The sequence below is a fragment of the Shewanella sp. SM21 genome (genome assembly GCF_025654335.1).
GTDB lineage: Bacteria > Pseudomonadota > Gammaproteobacteria > Enterobacterales > Shewanellaceae > Shewanella > Shewanella oncorhynchi.
In genome coordinates this window covers 450,067-473,921 of record NZ_JAKKRL010000001.1, presented here as the reverse complement: position 1 = coordinate 473,921, position 23,855 = coordinate 450,067, and the positions used below count along the sequence as shown (strand labels likewise).

Genomic DNA, 23,855 nt, shown 5'->3' with positions numbered 1-23,855 from the left:
ATGTATGGATAATTTAAAAAACTGTGAGAAAGGGATGTCGCTGGTTGAGCTAATGGTCTCTATGGTCATTGGCTTATTTCTCACTCTTGGGCTTTTTGGCATGTTTAGTATGTCTTCTTCCAATGTGATCACAACGAGCCAGTTTAACCAATTGCAAGAAAATGGACGAATAGCTTTGTCGCTCATGGAAAGAGACATTAGTCAGTTAGGTTTTATGGGGGACATAACGGGAACTGATTTTGTACTTGGAACCAATATGACCTTGAGGGATGGTGTTGCAAATGATTGTATTGGTGCAGGTGTAAATAACGGTACTTTACCTAATGCTGAACCTGCACACTTTAGGCGTCTATGGGGATATGAAGAGGGCGAGAGTGGGGATACATTAAGTTGCTTATCAGGTGTGAATCAGAATACGGATGTCATTCAAATTAAAAGATTAGTTGGCCCACCAGTGACTAATCCCAATGGCGAGCGTTTTTATATGGCTGCAACTTCGAGTGAAGCTGTGATGTTTAAAGGCGGTAATCCTCCCAATCCAGTACTCGAAAATGCTCGTTTTTGGGAATATCAGCATCATATTTATTTTATTAAAAATGATGGTTCTGTACCTGTTCTACGCCGAAAAACATTAACCAAGAATAATGGCATGAATAACGAAGAGCAGTTAGTTGAAGGCATTGAGAATATGCGTATTCTTTATGGTTTTGATAGTAATGGAGATGATACCGCCGATAGTTTTATGCCTGCAGAAAATGTAACCACATTAATGTGGGACAACGAATTATTTCAAAGGCTTGTTGCCTTAAGGGTTTTCTTGTTGGTTCGTGCTATTGATGAAGATAAAAGTTACACCAATGAAACTACTTATACTCTGGGCGATAAGGAAATTAAAAATTTGAATGATCATTATCGACGCAAGATAGTTTCGACGACTATGGTGCTTGCTAATCCAGTGTTAATTAGAAATTAGAAGGTTGGTAAGATGAAAAAGCAAAAAGGAATTGTATTATTTTTTGCACTTATCATATTGTTGCTTATGACTATTATTGGTGTCGCTTTGGCTGTTAATTCGACCCAATCTATGCGTATGTCTGGAGCAGGATCAGAACGTATAGAGGCTAAGTCTGTTGCTGATGGTGGCTTAGAGGCGGCAATCGAAGCCAATAAAGGTGCTAGCTTAGCCAAACTATCTGAGATTTCATCTGTGGTTGAATTTGGTTCTAACCAAACGTTAACGCCAATTCCTTATGAAGTTGATGCTGCAGGTAATGTTGTCATTAGTGCAAAAGATGTTGGATGCCAGCGGAGTACAAGGCCAAATAGTGGTAATTTAATCAGCTGTCGGCGTGTTGAGATTAGTAGTACAGCAGAATTTGGTAGAGATAAACTGGGCCAACTCACTGTTGTCGCAGGTGTGGAGCAAGAAGTTTTAACTGGGAGTTAGATATGATTATTAAAAAGCTGGCTTGTTCTATACTACTTGCGCTGACTTTTGTGTCGGCTTTCTCCTTTAGTGACGATACTGAGTTATATGTAAAAGAATCAACAACTCGAACGGGCGCAAGACCTAAAGTGCTCGTTATATTTGATAACTCAGGAAGTATGTCGACTGAAGAAATTACTCAGGTTGTAGATTATGACCCTAACTATGACTACCCAGCCGTAAGTGGTTCTGGGTATAGTGATACTCTTATTTATTATGCTGTTGGCGGTGGAGGATTACCCACCCCTGATACTAGCTCTGATAAGCGTAATTTTAAAGCTAGTTTAAATGGATGTAGTCAAAGCAAAGCTGCATTAGCAGAGTTTGGTCGTTTTACTGGGTATATAAGAGAGTTCACATCAAGTGGTACTACTGGTGTTTGGAAAGAACTACCTGAAACAAACGGTACAGCAATAAAAGTAATTGATTGTTGGGAAGATATTTCTCAAATAAATCCGAGTAATTCATCATCATATCCTAATGGATTTCCTGCTAACGGGGTAACAACGGGGTCAGGTAGTAAAAAGAAAGCGTATCCATATTTTACTTCCTCACTACCAGGAACAACTTGGACCAATGCTTTAGCCGCAGCAAATAATACTGACTTTGGTGTTGGACAACCTATTACCTTGTACACTGATAATTACCTAAGATGGTACGGATTATCTAAAGTGGGAAAATTACCAACGGTAAAAATTTCAAGACTAGAAATTGCGAAGAAAGCGATTTCTAATATTATTAGTTCAACTCCAACAGTGGATTTTGGACTTGCTGTATTTAATTATAATTATCCAAATGAAGGTAATCGAGACGGTGGTCGAATTGTATCTGGCATTACTCAGATGACGGATAGTACGCGTGCTAGTTTATTATCTACTATTGATAGTTTGCCAGCAAAAACAAATACACCACTATGTGAGACTATGTATGAAGCTTACCGTTACTTTGCAGGTAAGGGCGTTAAATATGGTCATAGTGATACTGATTATGGCTCGTATGTAGGAAATAAACCCCCGTATGATAGTTCAGTGGAGAAGAGTGGTAACTACGCAAGTCCATTTAAAGTATGTACGGATATTGCTTATGTTATCTATGTCACTGATGGCTCTCCAACAGTTGATAAAAATGCGAATAATGACGTTATTAGTTTAACTGCCACTGGAAGTAAGGAAGGGGATTACTCTTCATTTTCTAAAAATCTAGATACAGCAAGCTATTTGCCCGCATTAGCTAGTTATATGTTTAATAACGACTTAATTAACAAATTGGACAGTTCAAATACTGAACAAATGCAGAATGTTCGTACTTATACTATTGGTTTTAGTAAAGGTGCAGAAGATGCCGCACCTTTACTTGCTGAGACGGCTAAAAGAGGTGGTGGTTTATATTTTGCTGCTCAGAACAGTCTTGAACTACAGAATGCACTTAATGATGCGTTATCAAATATTTTGAATATTGATTCAAGTTTTACATCTCCAAGTATTGCTAGTAATAATTTTGATAGGACTCAGACATTTGATGCCGCTTATTACGCTATGTTTCTCCCAGGCAAAGGACCTCGTTGGAGCGGTAATTTAAAAAAATTAAAAGTAACCGCAGATGGAACATTGGTTGATAGTAAAGGGAATGCAGCTATAGCAGATAACGGCAATATTAAAGATGGTGCCTGTACTATATGGTCGGATTGTGTTGCGCAAAAGGATGGGAATAAAGTTGAAGTCGGCGGAGTCGCGGCACAAATCAGAAAGCAAGAAGTTAGGAATATTGTAAGTAACTTAAATGGGGCCTCCAGTTTAACGCCTTTAACACTTGCTAATGCACAAACTGCAGCAGGCGGTGATGCTGCGCTAGCTAGCTATATGAGAACTAGCGTAGATGAGCTTGCTAATACGTTAAATTGGCTTAATGGGATAGATGTCGACGACGATAATAAAGATGGTAGTACGACAGATAAACGTAATGATGTTATGGGTGATCCTCTTCATTCTAAGCCACTTGCACTCAATTTCGGCACAAAAAGCGCGACTGATATTCGTATCATGCTTGGCACTAATCAAGGTGTTGTGCATATGTTTAAAGATGCGGGCGAATCTGTATCAGAGACTTGGGGCTTTATTCCCTATGAGTTATTGCCTAATTTAACAGAACTGAGAAGTAATGATCCTTCAGGTGTACACACAGTATACGGAATGGATTCATCTCCAGTTGCTTACACAGAAACTGATGCTGAGGGTAAAGTGATTAAAGCATGGGTCTATATGGGGATGCGTCGAGGTGGCTCGTCTTATTATGCCCTCAATGTGACAAACCCTGATAGCCCTTCTCTAATGTGGACTATTAATCCATCAACGGATGGTTTTTCTGATCTTGGACAAACATGGTCTGAGCCTATAGTGACGAAAATCGTTGGTTATGAAAAGCCTGTACTCATTTTTGGTGGTGGCTACGATGTTAGTTTTGATGCAACTCCTTCATCTTCTCCGGTCGGTCGTGCGGTTTATATTGTCGATGCAGAGAAGGGAACTTTGATTCATTCATTTGGTGGCTCTGCATCGGGTGCAACAGTACTTTCGGGTATTCAGGATAGCATTCCAAACTCAGTCGCCGTACTTGATAGTAATAATGATGGGTATACAGATAGGATTTATGCCTCCGATGTCGGTGCAAATGTCTGGCGCATTGATCTTCCAAGTGCAAGTAAGTCGAGTTGGAGTGCATTTAAATTTGCTTCTTTAGGTGGTACTGATAGTAATAATCGTCGTTTTTATGCAGAACCTGTTGTAGCACAAACGATGTTTACTAATTTATCCGAAGTTAAGGTGACAACAGAGAGTGGTACTACTACGACTAAAACTTATCAAAATGTTCCCTATGATGCGGTGGTGATTGGAAGTGGAACGCGACCCCACCCATCATCTACTGATATCAATGATATGTTTTTTACATTGCAAGATCGTAATGTGGTGACTAAGAGTTTTACTGGCGGTGATATTCCCGAGGCGATCACAATCAATGATCTCTATGATGTGACTTCTAATGCACCTGCGTCTGAAGCCGACAACATAAGTTTCGGTAAAAAACTCGGCTGGTTCTATGATTTTAGTGGTCTAGGTGAAAAGAGTTTAACAGCTGCCTTGATTGTCCAAGGCAAAGTTTATTTCACTTCTTATTCTCCCCCTGCAGACTCGGTTGCCGATAACGTGTGTTTGGTGTCTGGTTCTGGCAAATTATATCCGTTCGATCTGCACAAAGGAACGAGATCCTTTTCTCAATTATATTATGAACTGGGTGAACGTGTACCGGATACACCGCAGATTGTTATTCCTGCACCTGAATCCGGTAAAGATCCCTATATCTATATTATTGGAGTTGGTAAAGGTGAGAAAAATGAAAATGGGGATTATACAGGAACAATCAACGTTGCTTCTGGGTTAGGTGTTAATAAAATTTATTATCATATAAATGAATGAGTTATTAATTTATGAAGGTTCAACTTAAAGGTTTTACCCTGATAGAGGTGATGATCGCCGTCGTGATCATTGGTATTTTGGCATCGATTGCATACCCTTCTTATACGCAGTACATTGCTCAGAGTGCAAGATCAGAAGGGTTAGCTGCTTTGATGCGTATAGCAAACTTGCAGGAACAGTATTATCTCGATAATAAAAAATATGCTACTGATTTAACAAAACTTGTAGGGGGCAACCCTTATATAACTGAACACAAACATTACTCTGTATCATCAAGTGGTGCATCAAGCTTTACGATTAAGGCAGTTGCTCAAGGGGTTCAGGCTAGCCGTGATGCCTCGTGCTCTCCTTTAACAATATCAGATACTGGGGCAAAAGGTCCGAGTGCGGAGTGTTGGAAATGAAATTAATAAACCTCTTTATAACGGTGGCTTTCTTACCAAGCTTAGTTTGGGCTGACTCTGGAGCAACAGTCAGCGAACAAGACTTCAAATGCTACATTACATCAAAGAAAAGTGCTGAGATTGCCTTCTATCATTGGAAGAGTAGTGAAATGAATGTGAGAATGGCTAGCCTTGTTGGTACTACTCGCCAATCAAATGATGGATCGAAATATTACATCTATAGTGTTGAGGAGTGTGTCGCATTAAACGCTGAATTTACTAATACTAAGGCGCAAGTTTTGGATAAGTTAACACCTAGATAAACATCAGCATGTATTTTTAAATGTTAACAACGAACGATTTAAGGATAATATTATTTTAGGGTAGTGAACGGTAGATTTAGTCTCCCATAGTTTATGTGCAGCTTTTCCCATCTGCGCCCTCTTTTATTAAACCTGAAGTGCTAATGTTGATGCTTTTAGAATTGTCACTTTGCCCATTTGAACAATAGATAATTGATGTTTCAACTGAGACTAAACCATCGGGTGTAAAATCAATTTTTTTATCGGCGGGCCCTGATAGGGAAATTACATCGTGTGTATTGAAACTATCGATCACTTTCAATACATTCTTGGCACCTCCATTGTCAATATATACACTGAACCCCTTATTCCAGTCTGTGCCGCATGGTGATGCCGCGTATGGGCAGACTGTTACTGTTGCACCATAGTTGACAGCTTGGTTTCTTGCAAAAGCAAACACATCACTAATTTTTCGTATTTCATTAGCGCTGCGTGTCCCTTCGTATAGCGACGTAAGTGATGGAACCCCTATGGCTAGTAGGATTGCTGCTACGGCAATTGTGACCATCAGTTCGACTAAGGTAAATCCTCTTGAAATAATTAACATGTAGCTATCCTCGTTAAAACTTAGCTAAGTATATGCGAGGAGACTCTAATGATCAGTATCTATTCTATATTTTCAATATACCCAATAAATTGATTTTCTTGCTTTTATATAATTAAATTTAAATAGGGAGTATATATTTAAATTTAATCGCAATTGATATTCTTTGCGGTAGAAAGGCGAACTCTACCCGCCTGATTAACAACGATTGCACGGGAGTTTTTGCTATCAATTGTTCGTGGGCAATACTTGAAAGTACCATTACTTCCAGAAGCTAACCCATCAGGTTGAAATTTTATCGAACTTTTATTGTATGTTAAAAAATCTTTCGAATCGAATTCATCAATGACCCTAATAATTTTATCGTTAGCATCGAAGCTTTCGACTACACCTGTATCAATGAAAATTGTTAATCCCTTTTGCCAATCTTGAGTGCATTTTCCATTTACGAGTGGGCATACTGTGACCCTATAACCATAACTAACAGCTGTATTTCGCGCAAATTGAAGTGTCTGCTGGATAGTTTTAATATTGGTATCAGCTCTTATCTGATCGCTGAGCTCGGTCAAGGAAGGAGCTCCAACTGTTAACAAGATTGTTGAAATCGATATCGTAGTGATAAGTTCTATCAGGCTAAAGCCTTTTCGATGGAAGTTCATAACAGATCCTTGTTATTTTACGCTTGCATCCCGCGAGCGAGTTAGTGCTAGCTAGAATGTAAGTATAAAATCTGAGGCAAAATTCATAGTACTTTTTTTAGACTTTTATGTGCTAAAAGCGATTTTATAGAAACTGTGTTTTATGAGTAAAGCACTACATTCACTTCAATATTGACGTAACCCCGTGTAAGCTAGTGTTATTCTGTTTGTTTATGTTATTGCAAGGGATGAGGAATTTTTAATGAAAAAAGTTGAAGCCATTATTAAGCCATTTAAGTTAGATGATGTGCGCGAATCACTTGCAGAAATTGGTATAACTGGGATGACGGTACTGGAGGTTAAGGGTTTTGGTCGTCAGAAAGGGCATACAGAGTTGTATCGTGGTGCTGAATACATGGTGGATTTTCTGCCAAAAGTAAAAATAGAGTTAGTGATCCAAGACGATCTGCTCGACCAAGCAATTGATGTCATTGTTGAAACGGCCCGCACAGGCAAAATTGGTGATGGTAAAATTTTTGTCACTGATGTTGAACGTGTTATCCGTATTCGAACGGGTGAAGAAAACGAAGAAGCGGTATAAACTGCTTACGAACGATTCTAAAGGGCCTAGAGGCCCTTTTTTGTTGCCTAAGCATATGGAGAAACAAAATAGTACTGCTGGGTTTCTGAAATATCTTTAATGGAAAATAGCCTGTTTTACTCAACTAATGTAGTTATCTCTTATCTGTAACATGGTATAACTTAGCCTCGCAAATGAGTTTTATGAGGTTGTCATTTTGGCTACAAAAAGAATAGTGATCGTGGGTGGTGGTGCTGCTGGTTTAGCGCTTGCATCGAAGTTGGGCCGTAAATGGGGCGGTAGTGATGTCGTCGATGTGTGCTTAATTGATAAAAGTCCTATTCATATATGGAAGCCTAAATTACACGAAGTCGCTGTTGGTGTGATAGATCAATCTATTGAAGGTTTACTCTATCGCGATCATGGACTTAAAAACGGTTATCGCTATATTCGTGGTGAGATAGAGCAGTGTGAGCCGGATGCTAAATCGATTCAGTTAGCTGCAGTTTATAATGATGAAGGCGAGTTGCTCCTAGAGCAGCGACAAATCAATTATGATTTTTTAGTGCTTGCATTGGGTGGAGTTTCTAATAGTTTCAATACATTAGGTGCTGATGAGCATTGTATTTTCTTAGACAGCCTTGAAAATGCCAATTTATTTCATCATAAATTACTCGACGCTTTACTCCAATTAAATGAAACGCAAGAAAGAGTCAGCATTGGTATTGTCGGTGCGGGTGCGACAGGTGTTGAATTGGCAGCAGAGCTTCATCATGTAATTGAGTCTGTTAAAGAGTACGGCTATCTGAATATCGCTAAGCATCATCTTGATGTGCATTTGATTGAAGCGTCACCCAAAATCCTTCCTCAATTACCAGAGCGTGTAAGCGCTAGAGCTCAAGCTGTTCTTGATCAGATTGGTATACGTTTACATATCGGTGTTCAAGTTAAAGAAGTGACTCGTGATGGTTTCATTACCCAAGATGGCGATGTGATTAAAGCAGGCTTAAAAGTATGGGCTGCCGGTGTAAAAGGGCCAAAAGCATTTCAGCATTTTGCAAAATTGCCCATTACTCCGCGAAATCAGGTAGAAGTTGATGATTGTATGCGAGTTAAAGGTCATCAAGATATCTACGCCCTTGGCGATTGCGCTCTATTGATCCAAAGTTCTGGCCAGCCTGTTCCACCAAGGGCGCAAGCAGCAGCTCAGATGGCTGATACCTTGTTTGATAATATCGTTAATCGATTACAAGGTAAGCCTGAAAAGGCCTTTATTTATAAAGATTACGGCTCATTAGTGTCTTTAAGCCGCTTCTCTGCTGTAGGCAATTTAATGGGGAACCTACGCTCTGGTACTTTCTTTGTTGAAGGCCATATAGCAAGATTGATGTATATCTCTTTGTATCAGAGGCATTTAGCCAGCCTTTATGGTTGGTTTTCGGCAATTGTGTATCGAGTGGCACAAAAGTTATTGAAGTGGCAGCGTCCGAAGCTCAAATTACATTGATTTCTATGTGATTTGGGAGATAGAAAGAGAGCAAATATGCTCTCTTTTTTATTGTTTAGGAATTGCCGACGAGTCACGAATGATAGGTTCTGGTGTAAAGGTTTTAGAATATATGGCATCTTGCTCGCGACGTTTTGCTATTAATAATTCAGTAGCAACCTGAGCTATTTCTGCGTTTGGCTGATGTACAGTGGTGAGTTTAGGCCAGGTTTGACGTGAGAATGGGCTATCTTCGAAACCGACAATTGATAAATCAACGGGTATGTCTAAACCCGCTAAACGAGCCGCAAAAAGTGCACCAGCGGCAATTTCATCGTTACAAGCAACAATTGCCGTCGGGCGATTTTTTAGTTTGATGAGCTTGTTAGCACCATCAACACCGGACTCAAATGAGTACTTCCCTTCAATTATGTAGTTTTCATTCAGCTTTAGGTTATTTATTGTTAATGCCTGTTTAAAACCAAGTAATCGCTCTTTGGTGGATTCATGGTGTAAATCTCCGCTTAAAAAAGCGATATGCTTGTGGCCTAAATCAATCAGATGCTGGGTGATTTGAACTGCACCAAATTTATCGTTGACTAAAATAGTCAACCCATTCTGATCGTTGTCCTTTTCTCCCGCAATAATGCGCACATAGTTAGCATCAATTTCAGTGAGTGCTTTGAGTACTTTAGGATCTTCTGACAAGGGAGGTGTCAGTACTAATCCAGCGAGCCTAGAATATTTGACTAGTGCTGTAAGCTCATCACATATGGTCTCTGATTTGGCATTGCAAGGGTGAATGACAAGTTCATAGCCCTTGTCTTTGCAGGCTGACAAGATCCCATTTTGCATATCAATAATATAGTAAGCGTTTGGATTATCGTAAATAAAACCAATAGCATAGGATTTAGTTCCTGCTAGATTTCTTGCTGCTAAATTAGGTTGGTAGTTAAGTGCTTTTATCGCCTCGTTCACTTTGTCAACGGTGGCCTGCTTCACTGAAGGTTCGTTATTGGTTACACGGGATACTGTCTTGATAGACACTCCAGCATATTTAGCTACGTCGTTGATAGTGACTTTCATTGATGTAAAAACTCTTTGTCTAAGGTCGCGAGGGGTTAACTGTTCTATGAACGTAAATTCTTTACCAGCAATTTACAAGCTTACATTTTTTATCATTTTTTTCTGACTTATACATCTTATAGTGCGAGCTTTTGATGTGCTTAGCAATCCTGAATTGTTACAAATTGGCGTTAATTTATCATTGTTACAATTATGCTGGGAGTTGTAAATTTACGTCATAATATTAAAGCTCATGTTTTATAATGGTTTTTAATAAAACTACTGATTCAAAATTCTGCTTTATGACATTTTTTTGCTTCCATCGTTATTTTGTTGTGGCAAGGCTGTTAATTATTGTGTAATGTTTGCACTAGACATGACAGCGTTGTCATTCCGCGGGGAATGGTTATGAATACTAAAACGATAATAAAGTTATGGAAGGGAAACGAGATGCGACCATCAACCTTTAAGAAAACCGTACTAGCTACAAATATTGCTATCCTACTTGGTAGTGCTGTATCCATCAGCGCTGTTGCTGCAGACGCCGTGGCAACCACCGCAGCACCTGAAAATATTGAAAAAATTGAAGTTCGCGGTATTCGCGCTTCCCAGCAAGCTAACTTAAATGCTAAACGCTTCTCAGACAGTACTGTGGATGCGATTACTGCTGAAGACATTGGCAAATTTCCGGATAAAAACGTTGCAGAATCTCTGCAACGTATTCCTGGTGTCACGATCCAGCGTCAATTTGGTGAAGGCGCGGGTGTTTCAATTCGTGGTGCGGGTCAAGATCTGACTTTGACAACTCTGAATGGACAAAACGTAGCTTCAACAGGTTGGTTTGTTCTTGAGCCTGCAAAACGTTCATTTAACTATGAATTATTACCATCTGAATTAGTTGGTAACTTAGAAGTCTATAAATCATCTCAAGCGGACTTAGCTGAAGGTGGTGTGGGTGGTACTGTTGTAGTTAATACCCGTAAGCCATTGGATATGGATTCAATGACTTTCTTTGCTTCTGCTGAAGCTCAATATCAAAGCGATTCGGGTGAAACAGATCCACAATTTTCAGGCTTAGGTAGCTGGAAGAATGATGATGAAACTTTTGGTGTATTAGTTTCTGGCGTTATGCAAAATCGTAGCTTGCAGCGTCAAGGCGATGAAGCGTTTTGGGAATGGGGTGCTGGCCCTGTCGCATTTGAACAAGAGCGCGAACGTTCAGCTATTGCTGCAACATTCCAGTATGCCCCGTCTGATTCATTAAACTTTGTGTTTAACGCGATGGACATGCAAATGGCCGCGGACAACACCAACTACGCATTATGGTTTACGCAAGCTGACACTTCATGGTCAGGAGCTCCAGGTTCTGGTGCTTGGGATAACACGGAATGGATTGGTGGCTGCGGTTTATGTGGTGGTGATAAGCCAGATGCATCACAGTCAGGTTCTCAAGTTGCAGGCCCTGTTAACTTAGCATATTGGCAAGCTCGTCCTCGTGAAGCGACAATGAAGTCTCAAGTTTTCGACTTGAAGATGGAATATAGCGGTGATGGATACCAGTTTACGACTCAAATCGGTGATACAAGTTCTACTGGTGGTACCGATTTTGAAATGGTTGTTGAAGATGGTCTGGGTGGTACAGCATTAAATGGTGCGACTTACGACTTTACCAATGGTCATCAAACTTGGGATTTAAATGGTTTTGATACAGCCACTTATGATCCAGGTTCGCTTGCAATGGGTACTGGCAGTAACTTTAATAAAACACCAAAAACAGATGATGAAACTTATATTCAAGCAGATATTAAGTTTGATGTAGATCTAGGTGTGGTTAATGCCATTAAAACGGGTCTGAAATATGCGAAGCATAATACAACTAGTCGACGTTTTGACTTTGTACAAGCCGATGACTTTAATCCTGTCATATCAACAGCAGGCTTAAATACTGGTACTTTTGCTGTAGGTACGAGTGAATACGATATTATTCGTTTTGATCCAGATGCACTAAAAGATTGGGCTAAATCGAGCATCATCGGTGAGACTGAAGATTTTGGTTCATACCGTGAAATTGATGAAGATAACTATGCTGCTTATGTGATGGCTAACTTTGCATCAGAAGGTGTACGCGGTAACTTTGGTGTGCGTTATGCGGGTACTGAAGCGACCTCAACGTACTATGTTGATGGTAAGAAAGCCGATGCTTCAGCTAATTATGGGGAATGGTTACCAAGCTTAAACGTAGCATTCGACTTAGCACCTGATCTCATATTGCGCGCATCAGCGGCTCGAGTTATGGCTCGTCCACAGTATGATGACATGTATGTTAACCCTAACGTTTTAGGTGCAAATGATGATGTGCCTAATAACCAAAAATGGGTTGTTGGTAATATCGGGTTAAAACCATTTATTGCTAATCAAATAGACTTAGGCATTGAATGGTATTTCAATGAAGAGTCATTACTTTCTGCGGCTTTGTTTATGAAGGATGTTAAAAACTTCGTAACCTTTAGTGAGTACCATGCAGATAGCGCCGATATCCCATTTACTGGCACGTTAAAACCTGATGAAGTTGCTGGTGGTTGGACTGTGCAAGAGAAAGCCAATGGCGAATCGGCGACAATCCAAGGTTTAGAGCTGCAATATCAACAAGACTTTGGGAACGGCTTCGGCTCAATTGTTAACTACACTTATACTGATAGTGAAACTAGCCCAAATACATATACAGATCGCAACCCGTTCTTAAGCGATAGTTCAAAGCACTCATATAACTTAACTGGTTATTTTGAAAACGATTTGTTCCAAGTTCGTTTAGCATATAACTGGCGTAGTGAATATATGATCCGTGAAACTGGTTCATACGGTAATCGTTTACACGATGCATTTGGTAGCTTGGACTTGAGTGCAATTTGGCATGTTACTGATTATATGGATATTAAACTTGATGGTAATAACCTGTTAGAAGAAGGTTCACGTCAGTTTGGTAACAATCAGTTCCAATCTAATCTAAGTGGTTTTACGGATGGCTTCCCTGTATTTGAATACAACATGGCCCGCCGAATTACATTAGGCGCTAGCGTACGATTCTAATCTCGATTTAACTCATGTATAAATGAAAGAGGGAGCTTGCTCCCTTTTTTTATATCTCAATAATATTCAATCAGAAGAAGCCCTCAAGGAGCTCATATGACTAATTCAATCACCCCACTTGACTCAGCAAAACATGCGCACCTGAAAGTGACTCCTACCACTTATGAACATGTTGCTGCGCAACACTTACTACCCATTTCAATTTATGAGTTTGCCTTTGCTGCTGTAGATGCTCCTGTTGTTTTTGTTAAACATAGTGAAACAGGAGAATATCAGTCCGTAATTATGCTTGGATTAAAACCTGGACAGAATTTGAAGCAAAAAGATGGCAAATGGTTAGGGCTGTATATTCCAAATATACTTAAAAACTATCCGTTTGGTTTAATGTTGAGTGCTGAACAGCAGGATAAAGTATGGGTGGGGATACGAGAAGAAAGCGCCCATGTGAGCACTGATAAGGGAAATGCATTGTTTGAAGGTGGAGAGGAAACTGCGTTTTTAAGATTGCGTAAAGACAGTATTATAAAAAACTTCGAACAAGAGCAAATGAGTAAGGCAATTATTGCATTTTTGGCACAAAAAGAATTATTTTCTCCCCAAAGTCTTACTGTTGACATTAAAGGCGAAAAACGCGGCATAAATGGTATCTATTTCATCGACGAAGCTAAGTTAAATCAACTCAACTCAGATGAGTTCTTAGATATCAAGCAACGGGGCCTTTTAGCGCCGATTTACAGCCATTTGAACTCATTGCATCAAATTAATCGCCTAGCGAAAGAAGAAATCGAGTTGAGCGTTTAAGTAATCAGCAGGCATAGATCATGACTTCAAGAAAAGAAATAAAGAGTGTCGTCATTGTTGGTGGCGGAACTGCAGGTTGGATTTCTGCCTGCCATTTAGCTAAAAAGTTGAATGTTAGAACACCTAAAGTACAAGTTATGTTAGTTGAGTCCCCGAATATTCCCACTATCGGTGTTGGTGAAGGGACTGTACCTATGTTACGCGAAACATTAAAGTATTTTGGTATTCGAGAAGATGAGTTTATTCGTTGCTGTGACGTAACATTTAAGCAGAGTGTTAAATTCATTGATTGGAATAAACCCAATTCAGGGGAGTACTATCACCATTTATTTGATTATCCCTACTTTAAAGACGTTACTTCAACTTGGCTTAATAAATCTCTTTCAGATAGAGGCCGCTACGCTGATCTTGTGTCAGTTCAAGGTCATTTGATTGATGCGGGACTTGGACCTAAAGTGATGACACAGCCTCAATATCGAGGTGCTATGCATTACGCGTATCATCTCGATGCTGCAAAGTTTACCAAGATGTTAACCAAATTTGGTGTTGAACAGTTAGGCGTTAAACATCTTCTTGCAGAAGTCATTGATACAAAAATGGACGCTCTGGGACATATCTTAGAGTTACATACTGATAATGCTGGTGTATTGAATGTGGACTTGTATGTTGATTGTACAGGATTTAGTGCTCAACTCATTGGAGATGCATGTAAAGTTCCCTTCGTTGATAAGAGTGACATCTTGTTTGTCGACTCAGCATTAGTTGTGCAGCTTCCTTATGAAGATAAATATACGCCTATCCCTTGTTTCACTAAATCAACAGCACAAGAGGCTGGCTGGATATGGGATATCGGTTTGTCTGAACGTCGTGGTGTTGGTTATGTGTATTCCAGTCAATATTCATCAATAGAGCAAGCTGAGAGTGTATTGCGGGAATATCTTGGTAAAGCAGCAGAACACGTCTCGTTTCGACACATACCGATGAAGGTGGGGTATAGAGAGAAATCGTGGCAAGGTAACTGTGTGGCGATTGGTTTGTCGAGTGGTTTTGTTGAACCTCTAGAAGCGACTGGTCTGCTTATGTTTGATGCGACAGCCAGAATGTTAGCCGAATGTTTTCCTGCTAATACTGACGTTATGCCACTTGTGGCTAATCGTTATAATCAGCGCGTATCGAATGCTTGGAATCGGGTGATTGATTTTATTAAACTTCATTATGTCATCGCTAAACGAATGGATACGCCATTTTGGGTTGATAATAAAAATGAAATAAGTATTCCAGACACATTAAAAGAACATTTAGAATTGTGGCGCTATCACATACCGACTGCCTATGACTTTACTTCTACGCTAGAATTTTTCAATTTAGAAAATTATTTATATGTACTCTATGGCTCAGACTTTGAGTCAAAATTAGAGAGGAAATTAAATGATGAAGAGGAAAGGCTTTTCACGGTAATGACCGAGAAATTAGGCAAGCAGGTTACATTACTCAAATCGCAATTATTACCCCATAGAGAGTTAATTGAACGTATCAAGTTGTATGGCATCCAACTTAATTAATGGTTGAATTAAATGGTAAGTAGAGCAAGATTTTTAATCTTGCTCTTTATTATTTTAAATATTTTTTATTTTCGCTAAGAATTCTTGATGTGATAAAGATTGCTCTTTTGCTCTAAACTGTTGTGTTTTTAAGTTGTCGAGTATTCTTGATATTTCATTTTGGGGACAAGGTATATGAATTTCAGGAATATGCTGCATACCATAAAGTACGTAGCGATAATTCTCATCTGTAAAAACTGAACTATATCCATTGGCAAGATCGACATACTCACAAACTTTGTCTTTCCATAGTGTCATTTTTTGTTCTAGAGCAGGGATGAATGCTGAGCTTTGTGCTGCTTTTTGCCAAAATTCATTTTCATCTCTATCAGTTAAGCAGTAATGAAGTACGATAAACTGTCTAAGATCGGTATACAAGCCGTTCATTGCGGTATTATATGACGTCCTTATTGCTTGGGAGGGATTTGATGACGTTAAATGCGTCGCTAGCAATCTTGCACCTAAGTTTATAAGATGCAAGCCTGTCGATTCTAAGGGTTCAATAAATCCACCTGCGAGACCCATTGCAATACAATTTCCAACCCAAAATTCACGTCTACAACCTATCTTCATATCTAAGTGAACAGTTCTTATGATCTCTTGTTCATCGCCAAGATAAGCTTTTAATTCAGCCTCAGCCTGTTCCCTCGTTAGACTATTGCCATCGTAGACATAACCCGTTCCTTGACGATTCGTTAGGTCAATTTCCCAAGCCCAACCATGACTAAGCGCTGTTGCTGTCGTATAAGCTCTTGGTAGCTGGTGAGGCAGATATTCCCGCTGCATTGCAACGGCTTTATTGCAAGGTAATTCTGTTTCGAATGATTGCCAGTTATCATTCTTTAGGCTTTGAATTAAAAGCCCTTTAAAGCCTGTGCAGTCGATAAATATGTCGCTCTTGAATGAGCCTAGGTCAGTTACAACCTCAGTGATGTTGCCATCATTAACCAGAACGTCCGTTACATTTGCTTCTACATGCTCTACACCTGCTTGGGTGGCTTTACGCTTTAAAAAGGCCGCCATGAGCGTCGCGTCTAAGTGGTAACCATAGGGGACAATACCTTGATATTGGTTCAAGTATTGCGTTTTAGGGCTTAAGTTATTTTGCATTAAGCTAAATGAAAGACTTGTTGCTTCAGCAAAGGGAGTGCTGTTTGATTCATTAATCTGATTATTTAAAATCCAAGCACTTGCATTATCAATTTTTCCAGATGGTTTTTGTTGCTCAAATGGATGGAAATATTCATGCATTTTACCATCTACTGCTTTCATCCAGTTACGAAATAATATGCCGGTCTTTAATGTTGCGTTTGTTTCTCTAAGTAGCTCATTTTCATCTAATCCCATAGCTGCAAAGAAGAATCGTAGACTATGAACGGTAGCTTCGCCAACGCCAATAATACCAATTTCTTTACTTTCGATAAGTCTAATATCTATGATATTAGATGAGTGGTTATATAACTTACTCAAGTAGAGAGCCGTCATCCAGCCTGTGCTACCGCCACCGACAATCGTGATACTTTTTAGCGGAGAATTATTCATCTTAATGTTTCCTATTAACTCGCCAACATGACGCTACCCGTCAAAATGATCCAAATGGAGAAAAAGAGTTTTAATACTTTTACTGGGAGAAAGAGTGCTAATTTACGAGCGAGTAATCCTCCGATAATGGCGCCTGGGCCTGAGAATAAAACTAGCTCAAAGAGGGCATGGCTATTTGTTGAAAAAATATGGATAGGGCTTGCCGACCAAACGGTAATCGCAGAGACAACAACGCCGGTGGCGACCGCCATTTTAGCGCATAGTCCCCGTAACATCAGATAAATGACGACTAATTCACCGACGCCTACCGATAACCAAGCTGTGATAATGCCGCCGAAATAGCCTATGAGAGCGAGCCAAAGAAAATCGACAGGCCTTATAGCGCGAGTTATTGGCGTGCTACTTTTGCTACTAATAACGATGGCGATACCGAGTACAATCGAGAAGATGCTGAAACTTGTGTGTAGCGAAGAGGGCGAATTGAGTTGTAGTAATTGGCTACTCCAGAAACCTAAGACAGAAAAGAAGGCTGCAAGTAATGATGCTTTTACAAAACCAGACCATGCATCATCTTCTCGATGGTGCTTTTTATAATGCAGTGACCATGAAATTGCGCCTGCTGTCATGCCAAAGCATTGGATCATAAATGAAGTCGAGACACTTTGAGACTCACTAAAGTTGAGGCTCGAAAATACCGGAATAAAGATGACGCCACCGCCAGCTCCCGTCGAGTTTGCAAATATCGCTCCTGTGATGCCTAGAAAAACGAAGCGTCCATATTCTTGGATAAGATCAAATAGCGAATGAAAATGGTTCGCCCAAAATAACCAAGCTCCACAGAGTAGTAATACCAAACTGAGGTTTAGGTAATACCGATTTAAGCGCGGAGCAGGCTGGGTATTATTGGGCACAAGTGTGTTAATGGGATTCATCAATAGCTACCGTGATCTTTGTCATGTTATCGCTATGTTATCAATGAAAGACAGCGTTGTCACATAAGCTTGAATAAATAAAATAAACATTTTAAGTATATGAAAAATTAGCATTAATTATGTCTTTTCATAAAAAATAACAATAATTGTCAAAAAAATGTAGAAATCCTGTTCTTTCTTGTGTACTTTAATAATGACAACGCTGTCATCTGCTTGTGTGACGCGTTGTTTGTAAGGTCTGCATGAGAGGATGAGGTCTCCTTATCATGTGTTTGGCAGGAGTATTGCTGTCGGGCGGCGATACGTTTGTCTTTGATATTTTGATAGTCTCTCCCCAGAAACTAGCGTGGGCTGGGTACTGTAAGCAGTGCCCAGCCATTTTTTTAGGATGTTTTTACGGTATTACTCAACTGCCTACCTCAGCACTTGAACGTTAGCGGCATAGATAAATAAAACTCACTGGTATAAACCAGATAATAAAAGAGGCTGCAATTTATGGCGATTCATTTAACGGCTGCGATGCGTGTCATTGCAATTGGCATGTCGAGTGTCATTGGCCATGTCACCGCACTCATCATGACAAGAAGAACGGTTTGCATACCCCTGTTTATAATGGCATTAGCGTTTTTTTCGGCATCTTCCTCTTTTGCTGTATTTGCTACCGACACAGCCACAAACAATTTAGCTTCAAATTCTGATGTGTCTAAATCGTCTGCACAGGTTTCAAAAAAAATCACCACCGCGATACAGCAGGAATGGTTGCTAAAGTTACTTGAAGAAGCACTGCGGCGCTCGGATTCGGGTTATCAAGTGCAAGAAATGTCGACTCAAATGAATCAAAAGCGCAAGGTCGAAGAAGCACTCGCTGGGACAGTAGACATGTTTTGGAGCATGACCTCAAAAGAATTGGAAGAAACTGTGCTTCCCGTGCGCATTCCATTGTTTAAAGGGTTACTCGGTAATCGGCTGCTGATTATCCGTAAATCGGATGAAGCACGATTTGCTAATGTGAAAACCATGGCAGATTTTAGGCAGTTAAAGGCGGGGCAAAATCGTTATTGGCCCGATGCCACGATTTTAGAAGCCAATGGATTACCCGTCGTCACTAGCTATCAGTACATCAATTTATACCCCATGTTAGAAGGCGGGCGTTTCGATTATCTTGCCCTCGGCGCCCAGGAAATTGGCGAAGAACTCGCAAATCACCCCGATCCCGTACTTAAGATCGATAGCCATATCCTGCTGCAATATCGTTCGCCAGCTTATTTCTTTGTTTCCCCTAAGCGCCCCGAACTTGCTGCGGCTATTTTAGCCGGGCTTGAAAGTATGGTAAGCGACGGCTCTTTTGATGAGATGTTTAATCGCGAGCTTAAAATTGAGCAACTGTACCGTGAGGCTAAGTTTGAACAACGAGTGATTATCCGTCTTGATACACCTGATTTAAGTCCATTAACACCAATAGAACGCACAGAATTATGGTTAGATCTTTTTAGTATGCAAGGTGCAAAATAATGAAAACATTAGCCTTAAAAGTACAGATTGGATTAGCGGCAGCAATTTTTATGATTGTTAGCGTTCTGTTCGGTGCATCTTACTGGTTGGCGAACGATAAATTGGCTGCCAGTGAAACTGAGTTTGAAGAAAATACCGTCGCCAATTTACAAGTCACTATGGCGCAGCCCATCTTCACCTACGACTATGAGCAGATCCGTGCAGTGCTATCTGTGATGCTTAAATCTGCGCAAATTTATCATATTGTCGTGAGTGACCATCGCGGTAAAGTATTAGCCGAGAGTCAACAGGCTCAAACAGTGGCCGATGAGTATCTAGTGAAACGTGAAATTCAATTTGCTGATCAAGGCAACCCAACGGGCCAATTGGCCATTCAGTTTTCTATGTTGCCTATTCGCGCTCAGTTGTCAGATTTACTCTTAGGTTATTTCTTGCAGGCGTTGTTAATTCTCGGTGGTAGTTTATTTGTGATCTTCATTATTCTTAAACGTTTAGTGATTAATCCACTGGATAATATTGTTCGCGCCATGGAAGAAATTGCCAGCGGTGACGGTGATTTATGCCACAGATTACCGGTTGAGAGTCAGGATGAGATTGGTCAGCTTGCTAAGGCATTTAATGGTTTTGTAGAGCAAATCCACGGCACGATTTCCAAAGTGCACGAAACCTCAGGGCAATTACTGGGCGATGCTAAAGCGCTGGGGTCGCTGTCGCAAACGAATAATGATCGCGTGCAAACCCAACTAAAAGAAACCGAGGCCGCAGTGACGGCGGTAACTCAACTGAGCGCCAGTGCTAACGAAGTCGCCATTAATGCCAAGCGCACCGCGGACGTGGCGAGTCAGGCCGATAAAGCGGTCGATGACAGTCAGCGTCAGTTCGATTCGGGATTAGACATCACTCGTAAACTGGCATCTGAATTAGCCCGCTCGGCATTGTCCGTTTCACAGCTACAGCAAGAAACCCAAAAGATTGATGAAGTGGTCGTGGTGATCAACAGCATTGCCGAACAAACCAACTTACTGGCGCTTAATGCTGCGATTGAAGCGGCGAGGGCGGGTGAACAAGGGCGCGGTTTTGCTGTTGTTGCCGACGAAGTGCGTACGCTGGCGAGCCGAACCCAACAGGCAACTGGTGAGATCCAGAAGATGATCCTGCAGGTCCAGAGCCGAGTGGCCGAAACGGTCACTGTGATGCAAGCGAGCCAAGCCCTCTCAACTCAGGGCGTTAACCGCTCAGAAGAAATTAAGTTAGTGCTTACTAAAGTGACTGATTTAGTCTCAAATATCAGTAATATGAACATCGAAGTTTCCCATGCGGCACAGGAGCAAACCTGCGTCACCGAAGCGATTTCTCGCACGTTAAATGATCTTGCCAATGTCTCAGGTTCAGCCTCACTCGATAGCGAGCACTTAGCGCACTCGAGCGAGCGACTGTTTCACCAAGGGGAAAGACTGCGGACGTTAGTAACTTCCTTCAGATTGTAGCCATTTCTGGAGCTAGATAAGGATAATCATGAAAAAAACACTTTCAACAAGCGCCATTTTACTGGCTTTAGGATTAACGGCCTGTTCCGAGGCGCCTTCCGCAGCGTCAGCCGATAAGGCTGTGGCTCAAATACTGCAAGTTCAGGACGCATTAACTCAAGCGCAGTTGCAACAACTCGGGGATTCGTTAGTCGTAACTTACCGTGTTGTGACCAATATGCCAGACGATAAGTGCCTAAAAGATAAAGCCGATGGTCGCTGTTTTGTCGCTCAAATTGATTTCGTCCCCAGTATGGATTTAGCCAGCCAAGATTGGGAAATTTATTTAAGCCAAATGCGCCCAGTGCAATCGGTTGAAAGCGGTGAATTGACGATAACGCACGTTAAAGGCGATTTACATCGTATTACGCCAACGGCTGCTTTTAAGGGATTTGTTAAGGGCGAGAAAAAGCAACTGACATTCCGTGGTGAGCCGTGGCAATTGGCTGAAACCGACGCTATGCCAAACTATTACCTCGCAGCAAAAGGATTAGAGCCCGTCATTATCGCCAGCACTCAAGTGGGTAAAGATGCCGAAACGGGTTTAGAGACGCGTCCGTATGTTGAAGGGGTTACGAATTTTAAAACCCAATATCAACGCACTGAAACGGATAAACTCGCGCCAGCCGATGCCGCGCAATTATTTAAAGCCAATCGAAGCGTGAGTGACGATGCCGCCTTGGCTGTGGATACCATTATCCCAACGCCACAAAAGGTGAAGATCCATTCAACCGATACACCAGTATCCCTTGCTGGTGGTATTAAGCTCGAATATCAGCATGATAACCCAGAGCAAAAGCGTCAAGTTGCGGCGGCGGTGGTACGTTTAGCTCGCCTAGGTGTGGCTGAATCTGCGAGTGGCATTACGGTGAAATTTGCCAGCCAAAAAGGGGATGAGGGCAGTTATCGCTTAGATATTCAGCCAACTGAAATTGTGATTGCTGCCAATGATGCGGCGGGCTTCTCTTACGGTTTGTCATCATTAGCAAGCCTTGTGGATGTGAATTCGCTGAAAGTGAATGCGATGACCATTGAAGACAGCCCACGTTATCCGTTTCGTGGTATGCACATTGATGTGGCACGTAATTTCCACAGCAAACAATTGTTGCTGGATTTGCTCGACCAGATGGCGGCTTATAAGCTCAATAAACTGCATTTACACATGGCTGACGATGAAGGTTGGCGTTTAGAAATCGACGGGTTACCTGAGCTGACCGACATCGGCAGTAAACGTTGCCATGATCTTGCTGAAAATACCTGTCTGTTACCGCAACTGGGCAGTGGTCCTTTTGCGGAGTCGAGCGTTAATGGTTTCTATACTAAACAAGACTATATCGACATAGTGAAATATGCCGAGGCGCGTCAAATTCAAGTGATCCCATCAATGGATATGCCGGGTCATAGCCGCGCCGCGATTAAAGCGATGGATGCGCGTTTTCGTCGATTACAGGCTGAAGACGTAGAGCTTCAAAACACGGGCAAAGTGCAGGTTGTCCCTGTGCAGGAAACGGCAAATCAAGCTAACACAGCGGTAAAAGCGTTAGATGCGGGCGAGCGTCAATTGCAAGCTGAAGGGCAAACCACTGCAGCTGAGCAATATTTGTTATCCGATGCAAACGACAAAACGGTTTATTCTTCAGTGCAATATTACGACGACAATACGCTTAACGTGTGTATGGAATCGACCTATCAGTTTGTCGATAAGGTGATTGATGAAATAGCCAAGCTACACCAAGCCGCGGGTCAACCATTGACGCGTTACCACATTGGTGCCGATGAAACGGCGGGAGCTTGGAAACAATCACCCCAGTGTTTAGCATTTGTCGCCAATAACGATAAAGGCGTTAAGTCGATAGATGACTTAGGCGCTTATTTTATTGAACGAATTTCGACTATGTTAGCGGCAAAAGGCATTGAAGCTGCAGGATGGAGCGATGGCATGAGCCATGTTCGCCCTGAGAATATGCCCGCTAAAGTGCAGTCTAATATTTGGGATGTGATTGCCCATAAAGGTCATGAGCGCGCCAATCAGCAGGCGAATCTTGGTTGGGAAACCGTGCTCTCTAATCCAGAGGTGCTGTACTTTGATTTCCCCTATGAGGCCGATCCTAAGGAGCATGGTTATTACTGGGCGAGTCGTGCGACCAACAGCCATAAAGTCTTTAGCTTTATGCCTGATAACTTAGCAGCCAATGCCGAGCAATGGACCGATATTGAAAATCAGCCGTTCGAAGCGGACGACAGAATAAAACTTGATGAGGCGGGTAACAAAGTCTCGGGTCCAAGGGAGAAAGGCAAGCCTTTTACTGGCTTGCAAGGGCAGATTTGGAGTGAGTCGATTCGCAGTGACGATACGATTGAATATATGGTGTTCCCGCGTTTGTTGATGTTGGCCGAGCGTGCTTGGCATCAAGCGGCATGGGAAGTACCTTATCAATATCAAGGTGCTGTATATAATCAAAGCTCGGGTGCTTTTACTTTAGCCATGCGTGATGCACAGGCAAAGGAGTGGCAAAAACTTGCAAATACCTTAGGCCATAAAGAGTTTATTAAGCTAGATAAAGCGGGGATTGATTATCGCGTACCGACGGTCGGCGCCGAGATCCGTGACGGTAAACTGTTTGCCAATATTGCCTATCCCGGCCTTAAACTCGAATACCGTAGCCTCAATGGCCAATGGCAAGCTTATCAAGCGGGATTGGCGGTCACTGCACCGATTGAGATCCGTGCCATTGCGGCCGATGGTATTCGTAAAGGCCGAAGTTTAATCGTTAACTAAATCGTTTTTATATCTGGCTGTATTTTAAAGATAAAATACAGCCTTTTTGTTTTTCTGTGTC

General features: G+C 41.3%; 18 protein-coding genes. 13 read left to right on the top strand and 5 right to left on the bottom strand.

All coding sequences use genetic code 11. The annotated features are described in order from the left end of the window. Nucleotides 1-4: 4 nt before the first annotated feature. The 5 genes from L5L94_RS01925 to L5L94_RS01905 are packed head-to-tail and all read left to right on the top strand — an operon-like array spanning nt 5 to nt 5,662. On the top strand, nt 5-973 hold the full coding sequence (locus L5L94_RS01925) for a PilW family protein (RefSeq protein WP_028760918.1): 969 nt from the start codon (nt 5-7) through the stop codon (nt 971-973). Between the two features lie 12 nt (nt 974-985). Next, nucleotides 986-1,447, top strand: a complete 462-nt coding sequence (locus L5L94_RS01920) for a PilX N-terminal domain-containing pilus assembly protein (RefSeq protein WP_105249936.1) — start codon at nt 986-988, stop codon at nt 1,445-1,447. 2 nt (nt 1,448-1,449) lie between these two features. Beyond that, nucleotides 1,450-4,956: a pilus assembly protein gene (locus tag L5L94_RS01915; RefSeq protein WP_263160897.1), complete on the top strand. Its 3,507-nt coding sequence runs from the start codon at nt 1,450-1,452 to the stop codon at nt 4,954-4,956. 11 nt (nt 4,957-4,967) lie between these two features. Next, nucleotides 4,968-5,360 (top strand): type IV pilin protein, encoded by a 393-nt coding sequence (locus tag L5L94_RS01910; protein WP_263160896.1) that lies wholly within the window; start codon nt 4,968-4,970, stop codon nt 5,358-5,360. Beyond that, nucleotides 5,357-5,662 (top strand): TapY2 family type IVa secretion system protein, encoded by a 306-nt coding sequence (locus tag L5L94_RS01905; RefSeq protein ID WP_113941310.1) that lies wholly within the window; start codon nt 5,357-5,359, stop codon nt 5,660-5,662. Before L5L94_RS01910 ends, L5L94_RS01905 begins: the two co-directional genes overlap by 4 nt. A gap of 91 nt (nt 5,663-5,753) precedes the next feature. On the opposite strand, the gene L5L94_RS01900 is transcribed toward L5L94_RS01905, so the two are convergent. Then, entirely contained in the window at nt 5,754-6,248 is a 495-nt protein-coding gene (locus tag L5L94_RS01900) for a GspH/FimT family pseudopilin (RefSeq protein WP_028760913.1), read from the bottom strand. Between the two features lie 143 nt (nt 6,249-6,391). After that, nucleotides 6,392-6,904: a GspH/FimT family pseudopilin gene (locus L5L94_RS01895; protein WP_263160895.1), complete on the bottom strand. Its 513-nt coding sequence runs from the start codon at nt 6,902-6,904 to the stop codon at nt 6,392-6,394. Nucleotides 6,905-7,145: 241 nt separating this feature from the next. Between L5L94_RS01895 and glnB the strand changes: the two genes are divergently transcribed. Then, complete coding sequence (gene glnB / locus L5L94_RS01890; RefSeq protein ID WP_028760911.1) at nt 7,146-7,484, top strand: nitrogen regulatory protein P-II; 339 nt, start codon at nt 7,146-7,148, stop codon at nt 7,482-7,484. A 196-nt stretch (nt 7,485-7,680) separates the two neighbouring features. Beyond that, nucleotides 7,681-8,970: an NAD(P)/FAD-dependent oxidoreductase gene (locus L5L94_RS01885; RefSeq protein WP_105249931.1), complete on the top strand. Its 1,290-nt coding sequence runs from the start codon at nt 7,681-7,683 to the stop codon at nt 8,968-8,970. 48 nt (nt 8,971-9,018) lie between these two features. Here the strand turns inward: L5L94_RS01885 and L5L94_RS01880 are convergent, their stop codons facing one another. Beyond that, the gene (locus tag L5L94_RS01880) at nt 9,019-10,035 is read right to left on the bottom strand and encodes a LacI family DNA-binding transcriptional regulator (RefSeq protein ID WP_263160894.1); all 1,017 of its coding nucleotides are present in this window, start codon (nt 10,033-10,035) and stop codon (nt 9,019-9,021) included. A 387-nt stretch (nt 10,036-10,422) separates the two neighbouring features. On the opposite strand from L5L94_RS01880, the gene L5L94_RS01875 reads away from it, so the two are divergent. The 3 genes from L5L94_RS01875 (at nt 10,423) to L5L94_RS01865 (ending at nt 15,464) form a co-directional block, all read left to right on the top strand. Next, nucleotides 10,423-13,101, top strand: a complete 2,679-nt coding sequence (locus tag L5L94_RS01875; RefSeq protein ID WP_131525953.1) for a TonB-dependent receptor — start codon at nt 10,423-10,425, stop codon at nt 13,099-13,101. A 96-nt stretch (nt 13,102-13,197) separates the two neighbouring features. Then, the gene (locus L5L94_RS01870; protein ID WP_131525954.1) at nt 13,198-13,902 is read left to right on the top strand and encodes a SapC family protein; all 705 of its coding nucleotides are present in this window, start codon (nt 13,198-13,200) and stop codon (nt 13,900-13,902) included. 20 nt (nt 13,903-13,922) lie between these two features. Then, nucleotides 13,923-15,464, top strand: a complete 1,542-nt coding sequence (locus L5L94_RS01865) for a tryptophan halogenase family protein (protein WP_131525955.1) — start codon at nt 13,923-13,925, stop codon at nt 15,462-15,464. 54 nt (nt 15,465-15,518) lie between these two features. Here L5L94_RS01865 and L5L94_RS01860 read toward each other — a convergent pair whose 3' ends face one another. Both L5L94_RS01860 and L5L94_RS01855 read right to left on the bottom strand, forming a co-directional pair. Continuing rightward, a complete protein-coding gene (locus tag L5L94_RS01860; RefSeq protein ID WP_263160892.1) occupies nt 15,519-17,045 on the bottom strand; it encodes a tryptophan halogenase family protein in 1,527 nt (508 codons plus the stop codon). A 14-nt stretch (nt 17,046-17,059) separates the two neighbouring features. Continuing rightward, nucleotides 17,060-17,977 carry a sulfite exporter TauE/SafE family protein gene (locus L5L94_RS01855; protein WP_263160891.1) on the bottom strand — a complete coding sequence of 306 codons (918 nt, stop codon included), beginning with the start codon at nt 17,975-17,977 and terminating at the stop codon, nt 17,060-17,062. A gap of 495 nt (nt 17,978-18,472) precedes the next feature. Here L5L94_RS01855 and L5L94_RS01850 point away from each other — a divergent pair, with 495 nt between their 5' ends. Genes L5L94_RS01850 through L5L94_RS01840 form a run of 3 tightly spaced genes read left to right on the top strand, consistent with a single transcriptional unit; the run spans nt 18,473 to nt 23,794 of the window. Beyond that, nucleotides 18,473-19,489: a substrate-binding periplasmic protein gene (locus tag L5L94_RS01850; protein WP_263160890.1), complete on the top strand. Its 1,017-nt coding sequence runs from the start codon at nt 18,473-18,475 to the stop codon at nt 19,487-19,489. Continuing rightward, nucleotides 19,489-20,976 (top strand): methyl-accepting chemotaxis protein, encoded by a 1,488-nt coding sequence (locus tag L5L94_RS01845; RefSeq protein ID WP_263160889.1) that lies wholly within the window; start codon nt 19,489-19,491, stop codon nt 20,974-20,976. Before L5L94_RS01850 ends, L5L94_RS01845 begins: the two co-directional genes overlap by 1 nt. Nucleotides 20,977-21,004: 28 nt before the next feature. Then, the gene (locus tag L5L94_RS01840) at nt 21,005-23,794 is read left to right on the top strand and encodes a family 20 glycosylhydrolase (protein WP_263160888.1); all 2,790 of its coding nucleotides are present in this window, start codon (nt 21,005-21,007) and stop codon (nt 23,792-23,794) included. Nucleotides 23,795-23,855 lie beyond the last annotated feature (61 nt).